At 62.2% G+C, this 20,107-nt stretch carries 19 protein-coding genes and 1 pseudogene; 16 read left to right on the forward strand and 4 right to left on the reverse strand.

From position 1 onward, the window contains the following. Positions 1-60: 60 nt before the first annotated feature. The 15 genes and pseudogenes from LOKO_RS20595 (at position 61) to LOKO_RS18665 (ending at position 14,893) form a co-directional block, all read left to right on the forward strand. Positions 61-744: a PqqD family protein gene (locus LOKO_RS20595; RefSeq protein ID WP_417935394.1), complete on the forward strand. Its 684-nt coding sequence runs from the start codon at positions 61-63 to the stop codon at positions 742-744. A gap of 34 nt (positions 745-778) precedes the next feature. After that, complete coding sequence (locus LOKO_RS06425; protein ID WP_066446544.1) at positions 779-1,879, forward strand: hypothetical protein; 1,101 nt, start codon at positions 779-781, stop codon at positions 1,877-1,879. A gap of 3 nt (positions 1,880-1,882) precedes the next feature. After that, positions 1,883-2,548 carry a phosphoribosylanthranilate isomerase gene (locus LOKO_RS06430; RefSeq protein ID WP_066446546.1) on the forward strand — a complete coding sequence of 222 codons (666 nt, stop codon included), beginning with the start codon at positions 1,883-1,885 and terminating at the stop codon, positions 2,546-2,548. 63 nt (positions 2,549-2,611) lie between these two features. Continuing rightward, positions 2,612-3,826 (forward strand): tryptophan synthase subunit beta, encoded by a 1,215-nt coding sequence (gene trpB / locus LOKO_RS06435; protein WP_144439624.1) that lies wholly within the window; start codon positions 2,612-2,614, stop codon positions 3,824-3,826. Between the two features lie 9 nt (positions 3,827-3,835). After that, positions 3,836-4,833 (forward strand): annotated as a pseudogene (trpA, locus tag LOKO_RS06445) (tryptophan synthase subunit alpha). A 72-nt stretch (positions 4,834-4,905) separates the two neighbouring features. Continuing rightward, positions 4,906-5,937, forward strand: coding sequence for an acetyl-CoA carboxylase, carboxyltransferase subunit beta (gene accD, locus LOKO_RS06450; protein WP_066446553.1), 1,032 nt, complete (start codon positions 4,906-4,908; stop codon positions 5,935-5,937). 73 nt (positions 5,938-6,010) lie between these two features. After that, positions 6,011-7,225, forward strand: a complete 1,215-nt coding sequence (gene folC / locus LOKO_RS06455) for a bifunctional tetrahydrofolate synthase/dihydrofolate synthase (RefSeq protein ID WP_235589006.1) — start codon at positions 6,011-6,013, stop codon at positions 7,223-7,225. 29 nt (positions 7,226-7,254) lie between these two features. Continuing rightward, positions 7,255-7,947, forward strand: coding sequence for an SPOR domain-containing protein (locus tag LOKO_RS06460; RefSeq protein WP_066446559.1), 693 nt, complete (start codon positions 7,255-7,257; stop codon positions 7,945-7,947). Between the two features lie 16 nt (positions 7,948-7,963). Continuing rightward, on the forward strand, positions 7,964-8,536 hold the full coding sequence (locus tag LOKO_RS06465) for a CvpA family protein (protein ID WP_066446561.1): 573 nt from the start codon (positions 7,964-7,966) through the stop codon (positions 8,534-8,536). Positions 8,537-8,696: 160 nt separating this feature from the next. Next, positions 8,697-10,139, forward strand: coding sequence for an amidophosphoribosyltransferase (locus LOKO_RS06470; protein ID WP_066446565.1), 1,443 nt, complete (start codon positions 8,697-8,699; stop codon positions 10,137-10,139). Positions 10,140-10,211: 72 nt separating this feature from the next. After that, complete coding sequence (locus LOKO_RS06475; RefSeq protein ID WP_066446568.1) at positions 10,212-11,408, forward strand: O-succinylhomoserine sulfhydrylase; 1,197 nt, start codon at positions 10,212-10,214, stop codon at positions 11,406-11,408. A gap of 187 nt (positions 11,409-11,595) precedes the next feature. Beyond that, positions 11,596-12,150: a cytochrome b gene (locus LOKO_RS06480; RefSeq protein WP_066446574.1), complete on the forward strand. Its 555-nt coding sequence runs from the start codon at positions 11,596-11,598 to the stop codon at positions 12,148-12,150. 42 nt (positions 12,151-12,192) lie between these two features. Beyond that, positions 12,193-12,789: a YceI family protein gene (locus LOKO_RS06485; protein ID WP_066446576.1), complete on the forward strand. Its 597-nt coding sequence runs from the start codon at positions 12,193-12,195 to the stop codon at positions 12,787-12,789. 142 nt (positions 12,790-12,931) lie between these two features. Continuing rightward, complete coding sequence (locus LOKO_RS06490) at positions 12,932-14,350, forward strand: MATE family efflux transporter (protein WP_083517458.1); 1,419 nt, start codon at positions 12,932-12,934, stop codon at positions 14,348-14,350. Between the two features lie 75 nt (positions 14,351-14,425). After that, positions 14,426-14,893, forward strand: a complete 468-nt coding sequence (locus tag LOKO_RS18665) for a Spy/CpxP family protein refolding chaperone (RefSeq protein WP_083517459.1) — start codon at positions 14,426-14,428, stop codon at positions 14,891-14,893. Positions 14,894-15,218: 325 nt separating this feature from the next. Here the strand turns inward: LOKO_RS18665 and LOKO_RS06500 are convergent, their stop codons facing one another. Continuing rightward, entirely contained in the window at positions 15,219-16,739 is a 1,521-nt protein-coding gene (locus tag LOKO_RS06500; protein WP_066446578.1) for a uracil permease, read from the reverse strand. Between the two features lie 320 nt (positions 16,740-17,059). Between LOKO_RS06500 and LOKO_RS06505 the strand changes: the two genes are divergently transcribed. Continuing rightward, the gene (locus LOKO_RS06505; protein WP_066452254.1) at positions 17,060-17,806 is read left to right on the forward strand and encodes a Crp/Fnr family transcriptional regulator; all 747 of its coding nucleotides are present in this window, start codon (positions 17,060-17,062) and stop codon (positions 17,804-17,806) included. 110 nt (positions 17,807-17,916) lie between these two features. Here LOKO_RS06505 and LOKO_RS06510 read toward each other — a convergent pair whose 3' ends face one another. The 3 genes from LOKO_RS06510 to LOKO_RS20600 are packed head-to-tail and all read right to left on the reverse strand — an operon-like array spanning position 17,917 to position 19,915. Then, positions 17,917-19,104 carry an amino acid aminotransferase gene (locus LOKO_RS06510; protein ID WP_066446581.1) on the reverse strand — a complete coding sequence of 396 codons (1,188 nt, stop codon included), beginning with the start codon at positions 19,102-19,104 and terminating at the stop codon, positions 17,917-17,919. Further along, entirely contained in the window at positions 19,105-19,383 is a 279-nt protein-coding gene (locus tag LOKO_RS06515; RefSeq protein ID WP_066452255.1) for a 4a-hydroxytetrahydrobiopterin dehydratase, read from the reverse strand. It lies immediately after the preceding gene. A 22-nt stretch (positions 19,384-19,405) separates the two neighbouring features. After that, a complete protein-coding gene (locus LOKO_RS20600; RefSeq protein ID WP_417935381.1) occupies positions 19,406-19,915 on the reverse strand; it encodes a crossover junction endodeoxyribonuclease RuvC in 510 nt (169 codons plus the stop codon). Between the last annotated feature and the right edge of the window lie 192 nt (positions 19,916-20,107).

Consider the following 20,107-nt stretch of genomic DNA (forward strand, 5'->3'; position numbering starts at 1 on the left):
GTACAGACCTGGGTGGTGGTGGACGACTGTGCCCTGTCCGGTGTGCGCTTTCGGCAATTTATGACAAGCTGCGAGTTTCGCTCGGTCATTTTTTGCCCACTCTTTGCGCCCGCCGGGCTTTGTGATGCTATCCAGCGAGCCGAGCCCGGGGTGGAGGCCTGCCTCAATGCAGTCGACCTCCAAGACGTGGCGCCAGAGCGTTTTGGTACAGCCTATCCGCAGTGGCTCGAGCAGCGCAGATCACGAGTCGGTGAGAAAGGCTACTGGCTGGGCATACCGGAGCCAGTAGCCTTTGCCTGGTGTGAACCGAAGTCCAAGTACTGGGACCCAGAAGCGGGCTGCTATCGGGCTAGTTGGAGCCTGGTGCCGCCGTCATTCTCCTTGAATCGTCAGCATGAAGCCGAGCGAATCAGGATGGTGGTCATGGCGGGGAAGAAGAAGCGAACGAGTCTGCTGGTCCCGGGAAGCGGCGCAATCCGATCAGCGCCGCGTGTTCTCTGGACAGAGATCGACAATGCCGTCGCGCTGGCCCGATTTCCCAGCGATCCAGACGCAGGCGCCTCCTGTTTCCGCCTCGAGGGTTCGGCTGCCGAAATGTGGCATTGTCTGCTTGAACACGTCAACCTTGACGCTGCCGAAGCGGCGCTGCTTACGCGCTTCGATGTTGATTTGCCCTCCTTGCGACATGATCTTGCTGCCTTTGTGGCGGAGCTCGACAAAAACGGATTCCTTGAAGTTCGTTAATCCATCGGGATTACTCACAAAGGAGCGTAGTGCCATGCCTCCCTATCGACATGTTCTGTACGGTTTCTGTTTGGAGACTGACTACTGCTTCCGTACGCCCATGACCGCTGCTCCGCCGGGTAGAGCGCACGATTTGCAGTTTCTGCTTGTGCGGGTAGCAGAACCCCAGAAGTTTGAGCCCGTTACCTGCCTTTTTCAGAGTGCCGAGAAGAACCGCTTCGGGGAGAGCAGTGTGCAGGGCTATGCCTTGCCGACCGGTATAGTAATGCGCTTCCCACGGGTCGCTGATTTCTGGCTGTGTCCCGGCAAGATCCGCTGCGAACTTCACGATCCCTCGCTCGAGTTCATGGTAGAGGTCTGTCTGCTGGGACATGTGATGGCCTATTACCTTGAGCTCTCGGGCTTGGCGGCGCTGCATGCCGGGGCGGTGGTGCATGGCGAAAAAGCGGTGCTTTTTGCCGCAGATCGAACCGGTGGCAAGAGCACCATGGTGGCTTCACTGGTGAAGGAAGGGTTTCCGCTGCTGGCCGACGATATTTCCGCCCTGACGGCGCATGACGGCACCGTGTATTGCCGTCACGGCTTCCCTCAGATGAAGCTCACACCGGAGCAGGTCGAGCGCTTCGTTGGCGATTTTGATGACTTTCCGCTGGTGCATCCGTCCTTTGCCAAGCTTAGCGTGCCGGCCAGTCGAGTCGGGGAGGTCCAGTCGACGACCCTGCCGGTAGCCTGTATTTATCTGTTGGAGCGCTGTCTGCCCGGCAAGCCGGCAGGGGGAGCGGAGCGGGTGCGAATAGAACCGGTGGCTGCCGGCGAGGCCATGATACAGCTGGTCAGGCACGCCTTCCTGGTACAACTTCTCGACGCCCATGCCGATTGCCGCCTGCTCGGCCAGGCGCATTCGAGTGCCAAACAAGGCCTGAAGGCCAGCCGGTTCCACCTTTTGGCACGCATCACCCAGTCTGTACCGGTCAAACGCTTATGTTACCCTAGCGGATATGAATACCTGCCTGCCGTGCATCGGGCCATAGAGGCCGATCTGGCCAAGCCAGCGGCCGATGCCTCTGTCAATCGGCATAAAAATGAGGATGTCGTTCTCGCAAGCGCCAGCCGCTGGGAGAGCGCTTTGAGGTAGTTGATGTCTCCGTCTGATCATCACGTTAATTCCAGGATTAAGACTCGTACCCGGATCAAATTCTGCGGGCTGACCCGTGAGCAGGACGTGGACGATGCCGTGGCCGCCGGTGCCGATGCCCTGGGCTTCGTATTCTGGCCTGGCAGCAGCCGCTGCGTCGACGATGCCCGCCTGGCGGCTCTCGTCGACCGGGTGCCCGCCTTTGTCACTCGCGTCGGGCTATTCGTCGACCAATCACCTGAGCTGATCATGCGCGTCAGCCGGTATCTGGACCTGCTGCAGTTCCACGGCAATGAAACCCCTGCCTATTGCGCCGGCTTCGAACGCCCCTGGGTCAAGGCGCTGCGCATGCGTGACGGTCTCGACCTGCATGCGGCCGCAGCGGCCTATTCCAGTGCCCAGGCGCTGTTACTGGACGCCTATCGACCGGGCGTGCCGGGCGGCACCGGGGAGACCTTCGACTGGTCGCGAATCCCCGCAAGCCTGGCAAAACCTGTTATTCTCGCGGGAGGTCTGACGCCTGCCAATGTGGCCCAAGCCATTGACAGCGTGCGCCCCTTTGCGGTGGATGTTTCCGGTGGCGTCGAGGCGGCTCGCGGCTGCAAGGCCCCCGAACTGCTGAAGGCCTTTGCGGCGGCGGTGCATGGTGCCGATGGCGGGTGCCGTTGAGCGTCGACCGTATCTTCGTTGTACTTCCCCTGTTCCTACTGGCGACCCTGTGAGGTGTCTTTCGTGAGCAAGTTCAGTGACCTGACCCGACTGCCGGATGCCCGTGGCCATTTCGGCGCCTATGGTGGCCGGTTCGTTTCGGAGACCCTGAGCTTCGCCCTGGACGATCTTGAGAAGGCCTACCTGAGCCTTCGCGACGATCCCGAATTCCAGGCCGAATTCGACTATGACCTGGCCCATTACGTGGGTCGTCCGTCACCGCTCTATCATGCCGAGCGATGGTCGAAGCAGCTTGGCGGGGCGCAGATCTGGCTCAAGCGGGAAGACCTCAACCACACCGGCGCCCACAAGGTGAACAACACCATTGGCCAGGCTCTCTTGGCCAAGAAGAGCGGCAAGCCGCGGGTGATCGCCGAGACCGGCGCCGGGCAGCACGGCGTGGCCACAGCCACCGTAGCCGCTCGCCTCGGGCTGAAATGTGACGTCTACATGGGCGCCGAGGACGTGCAGCGCCAGAAGCTCAACGTCTATCGCATGCACCTGCTGGGGGCCAACGTGATTCCGGTGGAGTCCGGGACCCGCACGCTCAAGGATGCCATGAACGAGGCGCTGCGCGACTGGGTCACCAACGTCGACGACACCTTCTACATCATCGGCACCGTGGCCGGCCCGCACCCCTATCCCATGCTGGTGCGCGACTTCAACGCCGTGGTCGGTCGTGAGGCGCGTCGTCAGTCGCTGGAGGAGTTCGGCAGGCTGCCCGATGCGCTGGTTGCCTGCGTCGGCGGCGGCTCCAACGCCATGGGCCTGTTCTATCCCTTCGTGGAAGACGATGACGTGGTGATGTATGGCGTCGAGGCCGGCGGCGATGGCGTCGAGACCGGCCGCCATGCGGCGCCGCTCGCCTCCAACGCCCCCCGTGGCGTGCTGCACGGCAACCGTACCTACCTGATGTCCGACGAGGGTGGCCAGGTTTCCGACACCCACTCGATCTCGGCGGGCCTGGACTATCCCGGCGTCGGCCCCGAGCATGCGCTGTGGAAGGACGTCGGGCGGGTCAACTACGTGGCGGCCAACGATAAAGACGTGCTCGAGGCGTTTCGCGAGTTGACCCGGGTCGAGGGCATCATGCCGGCCCTGGAGTCCGCCCATGCCCTGGCCTATGCCAAGGTGCTGGCGCCGACCATGCGTCCCGACCAGAATATCGTCGTCAACCTTTCCGGCCGCGGCGACAAGGACATCATGACGGTTGCCAAACTCGACGGCATCGAATTCTAAGGGGCTCAAATGAACCGTATCGACCAACGCTTCGCCGCGCTCAAGGCCGATGGCCGCCGGGCGCTGATTCCCTTCATCACCGCCGGCGACCCGGCCCCGGAGTATACCGTCGGGTTCATGCATGCGCTGGTGGAGGTGCTGGCCAGCGGTGAGGACGGTGCGGCACTGGAGCGTCAACGCCGTGCGGTGGACGAGATGGGCCTGGAGCTGCAACAGCAGGCGGCGCACAAGAGCGAGATCGCCCGGCGACCCGATTCGTGGCCGGCTTCATCGGCTCACCGACCATGAATTTCATGCCGGCAAAACTACTCGAAGCCGACGCATCGGGCTGTCGTGTCAGCGCCAGCGGCATGGCCCAACTCGACCCCATGGCCGATGGCCCGGTGATCCAGAAGGCCTGTGAGCGCGCGCTCAAGCACGGCGTGCGCCTGACCCATCTGTTCGAGATGGTTCGCGAGTTCCGCCAGACCGACACGGATACACCGGTTGTCCTCATGGGCTACCTGAATCCGGTTGAACGGATCGGACTGGACGCCTTTGCCGACCAGGCAGCCGCAGCGGGTGTCGACGGGGTACTCACCGTCGACATGCCCCCCGAGGAAGCCGATGTGCTGGGCCCGATCCTCAAGGCGCGCGGACTCGCCTCGATCTTTCTCGTAGCCCCTACCACTTCCCATGAACGGGCCGCTACAATATGCGGCCATGGCGAAGGCTACCTCTACTATGTGGCCCTCAAGGGTGTGACCGGTGCCGCTACGCTCAACGCAGAGGACGTGGCCGCCCATCTGGCCCCGCTGCGTGAACTGACCGACCTTCCGCTCTGCGTGGGTTTCGGCATTCGCGACGGGGCCTCGGCCGCCGAGGTCGGCAAGGTGGCCGATGGCGTGATCGTTGGCAGCGCGCTGGTCAGCCGTATTGCCGCCAATGCCGAAAACCCCGGCGTTATTGCCGGTGAGCTAAAGGCGGTATTGAGTGACATGCGTTCGGCGCTGGATGCCCTTAGCTGACGCTGACACCGCCAATCGATTCGATACACGACGCCCGGCCACGCCGGGCGCGACAGCATACGGAAGCCTTTCATGAGCTGGCTTGACAAGATTGTACCTTCCATGGGCCGTATACAGCGCAAGGATCGCCGGGCCAGCGTGCCCGATGGCTTGTGGCGCAAATGCCCTAAATGCGAAGCGGTGCTTTACCTGCCCGAGCTGGAGAAGCACCACAACGTCTGCCCCAAATGTAATCATCACATGCGGCTGACTGCGCGCAAGCGCATCGACTGGTTCCTCGACAAGGAGGGGCGCGAGGAGATATCGGCGGATCTGGAGCCGGTGGATCGGCTCAAGTTCCGCGACTCGAAGAAGTACAAGGATCGCCTCAGCGCCGCCCAGAAGGAGACCGGCGAGAAGGATGCGCTGATTGCCATGCGCGGCAGTCTCGATGGTCTGCCTGTGGTCGTGGTGGCCTTCGAATTCACCTTCATGGGGGGTTCGATGGGCGCCGTTGTGGGGGAGAAGTTCGTGCGTGCTGCGACACTGGCCCTGGAGGAGCGCATTCCGCTGATCTGCTTCTCCGCCTCGGGCGGTGCGCGCATGCAGGAGGCGCTGTTTTCGCTCATGCAGATGGCCAAGACCTCGGCTGCTCTGGAGCGGCTACGTGAGGCAGGCGTCCCCTATATCTCCGTGCTGACGGACCCGGTGTTCGGCGGTGTCTCGGCATCGCTGGCCATGCTTGGCGATCTCAACGTGGCCGAGCCCAACGCCCTGATCGGTTTCGCCGGACCGCGCGTCATCGAGCAGACTGTCCGCGAGAAACTGCCCGAGGGTTTCCAGCGCAGCGAATTCCTGCTCGAGCACGGCACCGTGGACATGATCGTATCGCGCGGCGACATGCGAAACAGGCTGGGCGGGGTGCTGCGCAAGCTGACCCATCAGCCCGCCAGCGGCATTGACGAGGAGATGCTGGCCGAACCGGATCTCGTCGATATGGCTGAACAGATTGATGAAGCGGAATTCGAGCCGCTGGACGCTTCCGAGCCGGTCGACGACCAGGATATCTCTTCCCAGCCGGTTGAGCCCGACAGCGAAGCCGATCGTTCCGAGCCGCCGCGTTGATCCGGTCGTGACGCAGCCCGTTACATCCCGGCGCCTCGATGCCTGGCTGGCTCGGCTCGAGGCTGCGCATCCCATGGGCATTGACCTCGGTCTCGACAGGGTGGCCGAGGTCGGTCGTCGTATGGGCCTGCTCGATACACCCCCGGCTCGACGCGTCATTACCGTGGCGGGTACCAACGGCAAGGGCTCCACGGTGGCCATGCTCGAGTCGCTGGCCCGAGCGCATGGCCTCTCCACCGCCAGCTACACGTCACCACATTTGCTGCGCTACAACGAGCGTCTGCGCCTGAATGGGGTGGAGGCCAGCGACGCCATGCTGATTGCCGGTTTCGAGGCGGTGGAGGCGGCACGCCTTGACGGGGATCCTGTCAGCCTGAGCTACTTCGAGGTAGGCACCCTGGGAGCACTGTGGGCCATCGCCGGCATCCAGCCGGACCTGGCGATCCTCGAGGTTGGCCTGGGCGGTCGCCTGGATGCGGTGAACATCATCGATGCCGACGTGGCAGTGGTTACCACCATTGCCCGGGATCACTCGGCCTATCTGGGCGACGATCTCGATGGCATTGGCCGTGAGAAGGCGGGTATCTTTCGCGCCGGCAGCCCCGCGGTCCTGGGCAGTCGGGATCTGCCTGGCAGCGTGCGCGAGACGGCTACAGCGCGTGGAACCCCAGTCTTGGCTATCGGCGAAGACTTCCAGTGGCATGAGACCGGGCCATCCCAGTGGTGCTGGCATGGCTGTGGACTCCCCGCCGATAACGTCTCGCTCGATGACTTGCCTGATCCTGGCCTGCCGCTGGACAATGCAGCAACGGCTCTTCAGGCGCTAGCACTGGCCGATGTGATTCTGGATGCGGCCGCCTGTCGCCTGGCGTTTGCCGATGTCAGGCTACCCGGGCGGATGCAGTGGCTGGGACAGTGGTGTCTGGACGTCGGGCATAATCCCCACGCGGCCGCCTATCTGGCAGGGCGGCTGCAGGCCATGCCCTGCACTGGCCGAACCTGGATACTGCTGGGCATGCTGGGCGACAAGGACGCCGAAGGCGTGATCGGCGCCCTGTCGACAGTGGCGGATGCGTGGGGGACGGTGACCCTGGGGGGCGCCCGCGCCCGCACGGCTGAGGAGTTGGCCAGACACGTGAGCGGCAGTGGCGCAGCGGTGGCCTTTCAGGCGACATCGCCGGAGGCGGGTGCCGAGTGGCTGAGCAGTTGGCTCTCCCCTGAGGACCGAGTACTGGTCTGCGGCTCTTTCTTTACCGTAGGCGCCATTCTGGCATGGATGCAGGCGTAGGTGAGGCTTAGCCTGGGCAGGAGGTCGAGATGAAGTACGGAATGCGTGAACGAGTGAGCGGGGCGATCATTTTGATCGCCCTGGCGGTGATCTTCGTACCGATGCTGTTTGACGATCCGGCGCCTCGCGACGAGCGCCCGCAGCCGGTCATGAGCATCGAACAGCCGGTACCGGTCGAGCGTCGCGATGTGCCCGACCCGCAGCCGCCGAGCAGCCTGGGGGAGATACGTGGGCCTCAGGCGGCGGGCGAGGTCGGCTCGCCGCCTGAGCCTGTGGATATTGAACCTGCCGTAGAACCGGTGGAGGAAACGGCCGTTGTCGAGGTGCCGCCCGCAGATGTGATTCAGCCGGACACTGCGCAACAGGCCGACGAACCCCCGGTTCGGGAAGCGCCGGCCGAAGACCCCATTGCCGACCTGGCCCGGGCGGCATCCGAACGAATGGAGAGCCAACAGGCCGATCCTGCACCGACTACTACCCCTGCCACTCCTGCCGGTGAGTGGGCGGTGCAGGTTGGCAGCTTCGGTGAGCCGGGCAATGCCGAGCGGCTTCAGGCCCAACTGGAGGAGCAGGGCTTCACGGTCTACAACCGTCGGCGGGATAACAACATGACGACGGTGTATGTGGGTCCCTTTGATTCATCCGAGTCCGGCGAAAGCGCCATGGCGGAGCTGAAGGAGCAGGCCAACCTTCAGGGACTGCTGGTGCGGGTAAGGGAGTGACGTAAAGAGTGAGCCCATGCTACTGACCTGGATCGACTGGATATTCCTCGGTGTACTGGCGGTGTCGACCCTGGCCGGCTTCATGCGCGGCCTGATTCGCGAAGGCCTCGGACTCGCCGCCTGGATCATCGCCCTGCTTGCGGCACGGCTGCTGGCCGAGCCGGTGGCCGACCTGCTGGCGGGTTTCATCGACAACGCCGATGGTCGTCTGGTGCTGGCCTTCGTACTGGTGATTCTCGGGGTGATCCTGCTCTGTGGCATCGTCATCCGCATGGTGCATGCGGCAGTGGAGTGGGTGGGCATGGGATTCTTCAATCGCGTGGCCGGCGCCTGCTTCGGCGTGGCGCGTGGCGCGGCGATACTGATCATCGCCACCATCCTGATCACGCTGACACCGTTGGCCCAGCTTCAGGCCTGGCAGGAAGCCGAGCTGAGACCCGCCTTCGAGCAACTGCGTGATTGGGCGGTCAGCCAGCTCGAGGCCTGGGAGGATCGCGTGCCCGAGACGCCTGAATCCTGGCGAAACCTGTCGTTTCCGGAAGGCCGCGAAGCCACTGAACCCGAGGTGCCCGAAGAGCGCACGCTCTGACGGCGCGTTATGGAATACAAGTTCTGAAGCACCTGTTTGAAGCATGTGTTTTACGTCGGCTCTGACCCGCCGATTCACGATGATTGACCCCGACGCAGCGTACGAAAAGCGAACGACAAGCCGGCCGAGTCCGGCCCCCATGGCAGCGAGGTAAGGTGGAATGTGCGGTATCGTGGGCCTTCTGGCCAAGCAGACCGTCAACCAGGCGATCTATGACGCCCTGACAGTGCTACAGCATCGCGGACAGGATGCCGCCGGCATGATGACTTGGAGCGAAGGTCGCTTCCTGCTCCGCAAGAGCAATGGTCTGGTACGCGATGTCTTCCACACTCGCCACATGGCGCGACTGAAGGGCAACGTGGGCATCGGCCATGTGCGTTACCCCACGGCAGGTTCGTCCAGCGAGGCGGAGTCCCAGCCCTTCTACGTCAACTCGCCCTACGGTATTTCCCTGGCGCACAACGGCAACCTGACCAACTCGGATCAGCTCAAGCAGGAGCTGTTCTCCTCCGATCTGCGCCACATCAATACCAGCTCCGACTCCGAGGTGCTGCTCAATGTCTTCGCCCATGAGCTGGGCAAGCAGGGACCGCACCTCGAGCCAGGCGACATCTTCGATGCCGTGCGTCGTGTCTATCGGCGCTGCCGGGGTGGCTATGCGGCCGTGGCGATCATCAACGGCTTCGGCCTGGTGGCTTTCCGTGACCCCAACGGCATTCGTCCGGTGGTGTTCGGTACCCGCGACGAGGGCAACGGCCAGGAGGTGATGATCGCCTCGGAGTCGGTGGCGCTCGACGTGGGTGGCTTCGAACTGCATCGCGACCTGGCGCCCGGCGAGGCGATCTTCGTCGACATGGAAGGCAATATCCACACGCAATCCTGCGCCGACCGGCCCAGTCTCTCGCCCTGCATCTTCGAACACGTCTACCTGGCCCGCCCGGACTCCATACTCGACGGGGCCTATGTCTACGGCACCCGCATGCAGATGGGCCGCAAGCTCGGCGACCGCATTCGCAGCGAATGGCCGGAGCACGACATCGATGTGGTCATCCCGATTCCCGATACGTCGCGCACCTCGGCGCCCGGGCAGACCCAGCGCAAGAAATCGGTGCGCCAGAAGCTCAACGCCATCGATATCGAGTTCGAGGGCAAGAACGTCCTGCTGGTGGATGACTCCATCGTGCGTGGCACCACCTGCAAGCAGATCATCCAGATGGCCCGGGAGGCCGGTGCCAACAAGGTGTACTTCGCCTCGGCGGCACCGCCGGTGCGCTATCCTAACGTCTACGGGATCGACATGCCGGCCGCCACGGAGCTGATTGCCCATGGTCGCAGTGAAGCGGAGGTGGGTGAGCTGATCGGAGCCGACAGGATCTTCTATCAGGACCTGGACGACCTCAAGGCGGCCTGCCGTGAAGTGAACCCGGAGCTGGCCACTTTTGATTGCTCGGTCTTCGACGGGCGCTACATCACCGGCGATATCGATGCCGGCTACCTGTCGGCGCTCGAGGCATCGCGCAACGACGCGGCCAAGCAGCAGCAGAGCACGGGCGGTCATGCGCTGGTGGGAATGCACAACCAGGACGACGACATCGACGATTGATTGCGGTTACCGCTATCCATCAATCTGGCCAAGAGCTCTCCACCACCGTAGCCACGAAGAAAGGGACTGAACATGCACGACGACCCGACACCGGAAGCGGCCTGGGCGCTGGAGACACAGGCGATTCGCACTGGGCACCAGCGCACTTTCGAGCAGGAGCACAGCGAGCCGATCTTCCCCACTTCGAGCTTCGTTTATGGCAGTGCCGCGGAGGCCGCGCGGAAATTCGGTGGTGAAGAGGCCGGCAACGTCTACTCGCGCTTCACCAATCCCACGGTGCATACCTTCGAGCGGCGTCTTGCGGTCATGGAAGGGGGCGAGCGCTGCGTGGCCACCAGTTCCGGCATGTCGGCCATTCTGGCAACGGTCATGGCGTTGCTTTCGGCGGGAGACGAGATCGTCGCCTCACGCTCGCTGTTCGGTTCGACGGTCAGCCTGTTCGACAAGTATTTCGGCAAGCTGGGCATCACCACACGCTATGTGGAGTTGTCGGATCTCGCGGCCTGGGAAGCGGCCATCACGCCGAATACCCGGCTGCTGTTCGCCGAGACGCCCTCCAATCCGCTTTCGGAGGTCGTCGACATCGCGGCGCTGGCGGAGATCGCCCATCGTCATGATGCGCTGCTGGCCATCGACAACTGCTTCCTGACGCCCGCTCTACAGCGGCCGCTGGCGCTGGGGGCCGATCTGGTCATCCACTCGGCCACCAAGTACCTGGATGGCCAGGGCAGGGCAGTAGGGGGGGCGGTGGTCGGGCGCAACCAGGAGCTGGAGGAGGTCTTCGGTGTGGTACGCACCTGCGGCCCCTGCCTGAGCCCCTTCAACGCCTGGATCTTTACCAAGGGGCTTGAAACCTTGAGCCTGCGCATGCGTGCCCATTGCGATAGTGCGCTGGCGCTGGCGCAGTGGCTGGAGAGCCATCCGGCGGTTGAGCGGGTCCACTATAGCGGCCTTGAGCACCATCCCCAGCATGCGCTGGCATCGCGTCAACAGCAGGGCTTCGGCGCGGTGCTCGGCTTCGAGGTGAAGGGCGGGCGTGAAGGTGCCTGGACGGTCATCGATGCCACGCGAATGCTCTCTATTACGGGCAACCTGGGTGACGTCAAGACCACCATCACCCATCCGGCCACCACGACCCATGGTCGCCTCTCGGATGACCAGAAAGCCGCTGCAGGCATCACAGAGGGTTTGATTCGAGTGGCAGTGGGGCTGGAATCCCTGGACGATATCCGCATCGACCTGGCGCGGGGGCTCGACGCCCTGGCTTGAGCTGTCGAACGGTCGGCGTTTGGCGTGGTCTTGCGGGCATCCCCAAGGGCTTGGGCATCTGCTGTAGCCGGCCGTTTTACCAATAGCGTCATTTTTTTGAACGTTGCATTCGGCTTTTTTCAGCAGATGCTCATACTGCGCTGCGGTAAGCTTCGTCTCGTTATAGTCTTCATTCCGCGAGGGCGATATGTGGCGTAATACCCGCTCAGGCTGGGGCCTGGTCAGCATATTCCTACACTGGCTCAGTGCCCTGGTCATCGTCGGGCTCTTCGTTCTTGGCTGGTGGATGACGGGCCTGGGCTATTTCGATGCCTGGTATAACCTCGCGCCCTGGTGGCACCGCTCCATTGGCATGCTGCTGCTGTTCGCCACGCTGCTGAGACTGTGCTGGCGCTTCATTCAGCCGACGCCTGCCGCTCAAGGCAGCCGGCTTGAGCGAATCGCCGCACATCTGGGCCATACTGCCCTCTATGTACTGATGCTGCTGGTCATGGTCAGTGGCTACCTGATCTCCACTGCGAGAGGGCGTGGGATCAGTGTCTTTGACTGGTTCGAAGTGCCGGCATTGATCAGCCACCTGCCTAACCAGGCCAGTATCGCGGGTGAGGTCCACTGGTACAGTGCGTTGGCCTTGATGTTGCTGGCCGCTGGCCATGCCCTGGCGGCATTCAAGCACCACTACCTCGATCGCCACGATACCCTGACCCGTATGTTGAATCCGGCGCGTTCGCGGCGCCGGTGACCGATGCGCCACTGGCGTACCATCACAAGGAGAACCACCTGTATGCTGACCAACACGTTCAAGAAAACCGCGCTTGTCACCGCCCTGGGCGCCGCTTCCTTCGTCGGCTTCAGCCAGGCTCAGGCCGACGACTACGTGATCGACACCGAAGGCCAGCACGCCTTCATCCAGTTCAAGATCAACCACCTCGGCTACTCCTACATTCTGGGCAACTTCGAGGCGTTTGAAGGGCAGTTCCACTATGACCCCGAGAACCTCGATGCCACGAGTGTCGAAATGGAAGTCCAGGTCAACAGCCTGAACAGCAACCATGCCGAGCGCGACCGTCACTTCCTGAGCGATGACTTCCTGAGTGCCGGCGACTACCCGACGGCCACGTTCGTCTCCACCGGCTTCGAGCCGACAGGCGATAACGAGGGAGTGATCACCGGCGACTTTACCCTCAAGGGGGAAACCCGCGAGATCGAGATGCCGGTCACGCTGGTCGGCGAAGGTGAGGACCCCTGGGGCAGCTACCGCGCCGGCTTTGAGGGAAGCACCATGTTGACGTTGGCCGACTACGGTATCGACATGAGCGATTTCCCGGAAGTGATGGAAGAGCTTGAGCTCTACGTCACCTTCGAGGGTGTGCGTCAGTAAGCACATGTAGATTACCCGCCTGATTGATGCACCCTCGGCTCAAGCCGGGGGTGCGTCCGTAAGGGGACCACGCCACGTTCCGAGTAGACGTTCCATTGGAGCGCACAGTGACATGAAGAGTTTATACTTGTAGTGATATCTAATGGATAATCGGCTGTCGGCAACGCCCCAGTCTGCCACGTCCCCCTCCCTCGGCTTGACCCTGTGGCGCCAGACCTGGCCCATGGCCATCGGCGTGCTGGCGCTGCTCGGCTTCCAGCTGGTGGACAGTGCCTTTATCGCTCGGCTGGGTACTGCCCCTTTGGCTGCCCAATCCTTCACCTTTCCGCTATCGTTTTTGGTCATCGGTGTGCAGGTCGGGCTGGGCATCGCGATTGCTGCCATGATCTCCCGTACGCTTGGGGCGGGTGAGCAGGAACGTGCCCGGCGACTGGGCTCGCTGGTGCTGGTGGCAGGTACCGTCCTTATCGCGTTGCTGGCGCTGCTGCTCTGGTGGGTGCAGGAGCCGGTGTTCGCTCTTCTGGGAGCCGACACCGCAACACGTGGGTTGATACGTGCCTACTGGGCACCACAGCTGCTGGCTGCCTGGTTGGGTGCCGCGCTCTACTTTGGCTACAGCCTGTTTCGCGCCCATGGCGATACGCGATTGCCCGGCAAGCTGATGGTCATCACCAGCCTTGTCAATCTGGTGCTCGACCCATTGTTGATCTTTGGTATCGGCCCCTGGGAAGGACTGGGACTTCCCGGCGCCGCCTGGGCAACAACGCTGGCATTCGCCTGTGGCCTGCTGGTGCTGGGGCGTCGCCTGTTGCGGGCCGATTGGCTGTCGGGTCGTGGACTGGGAGGGGAGCTTGCTCGCTCGGCACGCCCCTTTGCCGGTATTGCTGGCCCCGCCATGATCAGCCAGTTGATGCCTCCTCTGGCAGCCGTGCTGGCAATCTCGGTGGTGGCGGGGCTCGGCGAAACCACGGTAGCGGCCTGGGGGTTGGCCAGCCGTCTCGAGACAGTGTCACTGATGGTCGTGCTGGCCATGACCATGTCTCTGCCTCCCTGGCTGGGGCGCTGCTACGGTGCCGGTGACTGGGACCAGATACATCGGCTCATGAAACTGGCGCTCAAGGTCGTCATGCTCTGGCAACTTGGACTCGGCGTGGTGATGGCGGGGGCAGCACCCTGGGTAGCGCTGGCGCTCTCCGGCAATCCGGAGGTGCGCGATGATCTGGCAACCTTGATTCGCTTTCTGTTGCCAAGCTACGCCCTGCTCGGCATCTGCATGCTGGTGGTTTCCGCGGGCAACGCCCTGGGCTGGCCGCTACGAGCCATGCTGCTCTCCTGTACGCGGCTCTTTATCTTCTACCTGCCTTGCCTATGGCTGGGGGCGCAGTTGGGGAGTCTGACCGGGCTTGCGTTGGGCGCAGCGACCGGCAACCTGCTGGCTGGATTGGCTGCGTGGCGCATGCTTCGGCGGATCCTGGACCGTCCCCAGCGGCGCGCACGTTGCCAGGAAGGTCTCGGTCCACATCGGCCAATCTCGGGCACCAGCTGCAACGGGCCGAACTAGTTGGGTTTTTCCGTGTCAGGGTAGGGTGGGTGGCCATTCAGCCACAGACCTGTCCATGACGAATCGGAGTGATAAATGAAAGTAGTCAAGCTTGTAGCAACGGCCCTTGTGACACTGGGCATGGCATCACCGGCCATGGCACAGCAGTCCATGCAGGCTCCGCCGCAGCAAGGTGACCAGGTTGATCAGCTCAACGAACTGCTGGACCTGGACGAAGGCCAGCAGCAGGAGATTCGGGGGCTTCTCGACGACGCTCAGCAGCGTTTGCAGCCCAAGGAGCAGGAGGCACAGGCTCTGCAGACTGCACTGGGCGACCATATCGATCCCAATTTTGATGAAACCGCGATTCGTCAGGATGCAACCAGGTTGGGTGAGCTGACCGGCGAGCTTGCTGCAGAAACGACCCTTCTGCAGGCCAGAGTGGAGGCTGTCTTTACCGAAGAGCAGCGTAACCAGCTTGAAGAGGTGATGGCACAGCAGCAGCAGCAGATGAACCAGATGCAGGAGCAGATGCAGCAGCAGCAGGCTCCCCCCGCGCAATAATATCTCCTGACCGTCGGCGGTATGCCGCTGAAAGGTCATCTATGGGCGCCGCCGGGCCGAGAGCCTGGTGGCGTCCTGCCATAGGCACATGTCCTCCCTCTTCCTTCCCCCTTGTTTGCCCTTCCTACCCCGTTGTCTCCATGACAGGCTATTGGCGCCAAATGACCGCGGTCTTTAATCATGTCTACGCGTCCTGAACGACTCCAAGGCGGTCACGATCTGAACTGCTCACACCAGGTGGGTGATGTTGCTGATTGGCCACAAAACAATGGCCCTGCCGGATTTACCCGGCAGGGCCATTTCGTTGGTTGGGTGGGTGACAGGCCTAGTCGGTAGCAGGAGGCGGAGTGGGTGCCGGTCTTGGAGCAGCAAGGCGCTCCTGCTGCCAGGCAAAGTAGAGAAAGAGGACGCCCATCCCCAGATAGCCCAGGGTGAAGTCGGAGGCGGCGTTGAAGGCCAGCTCCGGTGCGTGCATCAGGCCCACGAAGGAGAACCCCGCCGCGATGGCGGCAAACACGGCCGCACGTCGGAACTGGTGGTCGATCACCGATACGGTCATTGCACCGATGAAGATGGCCATGAACATGGCGCCCTGGCCCATGGCGACGATGCCTCCCGAAATATCGGCAACCACCTCGCCGGCACCACGATTGAAGCGCGTCATGACGTAGTTGGCGAAGTAGGGCAGCATAGCCAGCGCGACGGCAGGGTAGTAGCGCGTATCATTGCTCTGAAAGGCGGTGGCGATCATCGACATGCCGACGAACACCAGGATTGGCGCTACCACCGACACGGGAATGATGGCGGCCAAGGCCGCAATCAGGCCAAACATGGTGGCAACAGCATAGACGGCACCGTTGAGGATGCTGTAGCCACGACCAGCGCCCATCCACTTGGCGCCGACTGTTGCGATGTATACCGTGGTAGGAAAGACGCCGCCGAACATCGCGCCGATCATGGTACCGGCGCCGTCCACGGCCTGGCATTCACGAACGTCGTACTTGTCGCCGGCGGCTTCCATGGCCTCGACGTTGTTCATGGTTTCAATGGCGTTGTAGAGCGTGATCGGCAAGACCACCGTGAGTACTGCCAGCATGCCGGTGAACAAGAGACCCAGGCCTTCGAGCCAGGCCAGGTTGGGCAGCAGCGGATAGAATCCCAGGTGAGTGAAGGCATCGCTAAAGCGCTCGCCACCGGCATCGCCGATGAGGTAGGCCATGGCAGTGCCTATCACGATGGCAAAGAGTGACGTCGGAATCCGAAACGGCATCGATACTCTGGCAACCAGGCCGATGATGATGATGGCCAGGACCAAGAGGCCGATGATCGGCATCTCCAGCGTCTTGAATAGCATCTCGCCGGCGATGAAGGTCAGTGCGACCCCGGCCACGGCACCGAGCATGGCGGCGCGAGGCAGATGGTACTGCACCCAGCGACCTACCAGGCTGACCATCGCTTCGATGGCGCCGCTGATGAAACAGGCCGCTACTGCTACCTTCCAGGCCAGCTCGGCGTCCCCGGTCAACTGCTTGGCTGGAAGCAGCACGCCGAAGAGGAAGACGAACATCACCGGTGTCGAAATGCCGTAGGAGAGCGCCGTCACATCGGCGCGATTCTCCTTGCGTGCCAAGCGGGCTGCCGTCCATGCGTAGTAGAAGTTGCCCACCATGACCGCAACGGCGGCGCCTGGAAGCACCTGGCCGAAGACGATAGATGAGGGAAAGCCCATGCCCAGCATGGTGATGGCGATGATGACAAAGTTGGCAATATTGTTCTGGAACAGGGCAAAGAAGGCGTCGGTATCCTCCTTCTTGTACCACGGATAGTGCACAGGGGTTGCCGCCATGGTGAGCCTCTTGTGTTATGGGGTTGTATACAAGGCCAGGCCAGTCTGGCTCTTTTTTGACTGTTTGGTCAAGTCTGCTTTAGGCGCAGCCATGATGCGCAGGCAGTGCGTGTTGAAATAAGCGCGACTTGGCGGAACTCGGGGTATGATATCTGTTACAGAAGCTACGGTTTACTAAAGAGAAACTGCATTCATGGCGTGCTGAACTCTCTGCGTGCTCTGGCTGCCGAAGGATTCAGACGTTTCGGCCCCATGAATCGAGGCTCCTTGGGCTTGCAGTTGCCGTCTGCCCATTGTTTTGAAATGAGGGGAGAGTGAAGGTGGAGCACTTGGACAGCTGTATCGTTCGTCACTTCAGCTACTACTATGACCTGACCCGTAAAGACGAGGAGCTTTTGCTCGAGCTCGAGCGAAGCCCGACAAAAGTCAAGGCGGGAACTCGGCTTTGGGAGGAGAGGGATAGCGCTAACGAATTTTGTACCTTGAGTCGTGGGTGGGCCTATTCCTATCGCATCATGGAAAACGGCTCCCGTCAGATCCTCGAGCTGTACATGCCAGGTGATATCATCGGTCTTCGGGAATTCGCTTTCTCTCAGCGCCTCGCCAGCGTAAAGATGGCCGAGGATGGCGTGGTCTGCTATTTCCCTCACCAGCATGTCCTTGACCTTTTTCGCCAATCGATGGCGCTGACCACTATCATGTTTGCGATTTCCAGTCGCCAGCAGGTATTGATCACGGAGCGCCTGGTCAACCTGGCGCGGCGCAACGCCAAGCAGAAGCTGGCACATTTCCTGCTCGAGACCTACCAGCGCCTGAAGCAGACGCAGGCCAATGGGCATGATAGCTTTCGCCTGCCACTATCCCAGGAACTGCTGGCGGACCTGCTTGGCCTCAGTCCGGTTCACGTAAGCCGCACCCTGACAGCCCTGAGCGATGAAGGGCTTGTCTTTCGTGAACGACACGTCGTGACGATTCCGGACCTGAAGGCATTGAAGGAAATGGCCGACTTCGACGATCGCTATCTCATCGACAACATGCGGCCGCTTTTCAACAGCCACAATAGCTAGAGCCGCGACGCCCTCTGACTTCGAGGCGGCTGGCCCTGCGTTCGAGGTCAGCCTCGCATGAGTCGCGCACCGGGCTTCCAACCCGGATGCGCGACGGACATGCTGCGGAATCAGTTGACCGCGGCGATTGCCTTGGCCAGATAGGGGAGGTTCTCGTGAGAGAAACCTGCCACGTTGGCGCGGCCCGAGCGCACCATGTAGATGCCGAACTCGTCCCGTAGGCGGTCCACCTGTTCCGGGGTCAGGCCGGTATAGGAGAACATGCCTCGTTGTTCCGCCACACAGGCATACTTCTGATCAAGGCCGTAGGGCTTGAGGGCTTCGACGAAGTCGCGACGCAGCGTATTGATACGATCGCGCATTTCGGTCAGCTCTTCGCGCCACACGGCGGTCAGCTCAGCGGAGTGGAGGATCTCGCTGACGATGGCGCCGCCATGGGCCGGAGGGTTGGAGTAGTTCTCCCGGGCCACGATGGCTACCTGGGAACGCACGTTCTCCATCTGCTCCGCGTTCTTCGCCACCATGATCAGGCAGCCGGTGCGCTCGCAGTAGATACCGAAGTTCTTTGAGCAGGAGCTGGTGATGATCACCTCATCGAGATTCTCGGCCATCAGGCGAACGCCATAGGCATCCTCGTCGAGACCCTCACCGAAGCCCTGGTAGGCGAAGTCGATCAACGGCAGCAGGCTGCGCTCGCGTACGACCTCCAGGACCTGCTGCCACTGTTCGCGGGAGAGATCAAAGCCGGTTGGGTTGTGGCAGCAGGCATGCAGCAGCACCACATCACCTTCGGGAATCGTCATCAGGGCTCCGAGCATGCCGTCGAAGTCCAGGCGGTTGTCGGCATCCACGTAGGGATACTTGTGCAGCGTCAGGCCCGCGGCGGGGAAGATGCCCAGGTGATTCGGCCAGGTCGGATCGCTGACCCAGATATCCTTGCCGGGCAACTGGTGGGCAATGAAGTCCGCCGCCAGGCGCAGGGCACCGGTGCCACCCGGCGACTGAGTCGCGCTGGCACGCTTTGCCTCCAGTACCGGGGAGCCTTCTCCCAGCACCATGGGCAGTATCACTTCGCCATAGCTGGGGGCGCCATGGGAGCCAATGTAGGTCTTGGTGATCTCGTTCTTGAGCAGCAGGGCCTCGGCTTCCTTGACGGCGCGCATGACCGGGGTGTTGCCCTGGGCGTCCTTGTAGACACCGACGCCGAGATCAACCTTCTGGGGGTTGGTGTCCTTCTTGAAGGCTTCGATCAAGCCGAGGATGGCATCCCCGGGGACCCGCTCAATATGTTCGAACATTTAATTCGCTACCTCGTCGGTTCTGGCGGCAAGTATGAAATCGTTGCGGTGCAGGCCTTGAATCTTGTGCGACCACCAGGTCACGGTAACCCTTCCCCATTCGGTCAGCAGAGCCGGGTGATGACCGGCCGCCTCGGCAATGTTACCGACGCGGTTGGTGAAAGCCAGCGCCTGTTGGAAGTCGGTGAAGGTAAAGACCCGCTCAAGTTGCATGATGCCATTGCGCTCGAGGATGCCCCCATGGATCTTGGGGTGTAGCGTCTTGACCCGGCCATCCATGATCTCGGGAAAGCCGGTGTGCTCAGAGACTTCCGTCACGGCGATACCGCTTTCGGCAAGCAGGCGAAATNGCGTTCTTCGACATGAACACCTGCTCGATGGCGAACTCCCCGGGCCTGTGCAGCGCAATCAGCTCGCTGATGCCGGCATAGGCCTGGGCGAGACGCTGGGCCAGGTCGTCGCCCTGCATGGCCCGACCGGCAATGCCGACCAAGGGCGCCGTCTCGTGCTGAATGAACTGCGGCTGCGCGCCCTGGACTTGCACGACGATCCAGCACTGGAAGTCCTGGATCTGCGCGGCTGTGGTCGGCAGCACTACCTGCACCTGCAGCTCGACCGCCTGCCCCACCTGCGCGAGATCTATCTGCCGTGCCTGGCGGAGGGTGCCATCCTCCATCTCTTCAACTTGGATGTGCCGGCGTCCCTGACGGTCCATGGTCGTGTTCGCGAGATCGATGCGGACTGGCAGAAGGGCACGCTGCGTCTTACGCATCGGCAGCGGAGCTGGGAGGGGGTGCAACTTCTGGGGCATGACGCCAAGCCGGACGACCTTGTCGATCCGCCACTGGCGTTCCCTCTGAACGTCGTGCTGAGTTCGGAACTGCTCCAGGCGGCGACCATGGATGGTGCACTATGCCTGTCAGGGCAGGGGGAGTGGTATCTGGCGGATGCCTCTGCGCTTGAACGCCTGGTGATCGATGGCCCCAGTGTCCTCAGAGTCAGC

It is taken from the genome of Halomonas chromatireducens, from assembly GCF_001545155.1.
Classification (GTDB): Bacteria; Pseudomonadota; Gammaproteobacteria; order Pseudomonadales; family Halomonadaceae; genus Halomonas; species Halomonas chromatireducens.

What these genes read in the sequence shown, in the direction of transcription:
- LOKO_RS20595 (WP_417935394.1), top strand. Translation starts at nt 61, where the DNA reads ATGACAAGCTGCGAGTTTCGCTCGGTCATTTTTTGCCCACTCTTTGCG.
- LOKO_RS06425 (WP_066446544.1), top strand. Translation starts at nt 779, where the DNA reads ATGCCTCCCTATCGACATGTTCTGTACGGTTTCTGTTTGGAGACTGAC.
- LOKO_RS06430 (WP_066446546.1), top strand. Translation starts at nt 1,883, where the DNA reads ATGTCTCCGTCTGATCATCACGTTAATTCCAGGATTAAGACTCGTACC.
- accD (WP_066446553.1), top strand. Translation starts at nt 4,906, where the DNA reads ATGAGCTGGCTTGACAAGATTGTACCTTCCATGGGCCGTATACAGCGC.
- folC (WP_235589006.1), top strand. Translation starts at nt 6,011, where the DNA reads ATGGGCATTGACCTCGGTCTCGACAGGGTGGCCGAGGTCGGTCGTCGT.
- LOKO_RS06460 (WP_066446559.1), top strand. Translation starts at nt 7,255, where the DNA reads ATGAAGTACGGAATGCGTGAACGAGTGAGCGGGGCGATCATTTTGATC.
- LOKO_RS06465 (WP_066446561.1), top strand. Translation starts at nt 7,964, where the DNA reads ATGCTACTGACCTGGATCGACTGGATATTCCTCGGTGTACTGGCGGTG.
- LOKO_RS06470 (WP_066446565.1), top strand. Translation starts at nt 8,697, where the DNA reads ATGTGCGGTATCGTGGGCCTTCTGGCCAAGCAGACCGTCAACCAGGCG.
- LOKO_RS06475 (WP_066446568.1), top strand. Translation starts at nt 10,212, where the DNA reads ATGCACGACGACCCGACACCGGAAGCGGCCTGGGCGCTGGAGACACAG.
- LOKO_RS06480 (WP_066446574.1), top strand. Translation starts at nt 11,596, where the DNA reads ATGTGGCGTAATACCCGCTCAGGCTGGGGCCTGGTCAGCATATTCCTA.
- LOKO_RS06485 (WP_066446576.1), top strand. Translation starts at nt 12,193, where the DNA reads ATGCTGACCAACACGTTCAAGAAAACCGCGCTTGTCACCGCCCTGGGC.
- LOKO_RS06490 (WP_083517458.1), top strand. Translation starts at nt 12,932, where the DNA reads ATGGATAATCGGCTGTCGGCAACGCCCCAGTCTGCCACGTCCCCCTCC.
- LOKO_RS18665 (WP_083517459.1), top strand. Translation starts at nt 14,426, where the DNA reads ATGAAAGTAGTCAAGCTTGTAGCAACGGCCCTTGTGACACTGGGCATG.
- LOKO_RS06500 (WP_066446578.1), bottom strand. Translation starts at nt 16,739, where the DNA reads ATGGCGGCAACCCCTGTGCACTATCCGTGGTACAAGAAGGAGGATACC.
- LOKO_RS06510 (WP_066446581.1), bottom strand. Translation starts at nt 19,104, where the DNA reads ATGTTCGAACATATTGAGCGGGTCCCCGGGGATGCCATCCTCGGCTTG.
- LOKO_RS06515 (WP_066452255.1), bottom strand. Translation starts at nt 19,383, where the DNA reads ATGGATGGCCGGGTCAAGACGCTACACCCCAAGATCCATGGGGGCATC.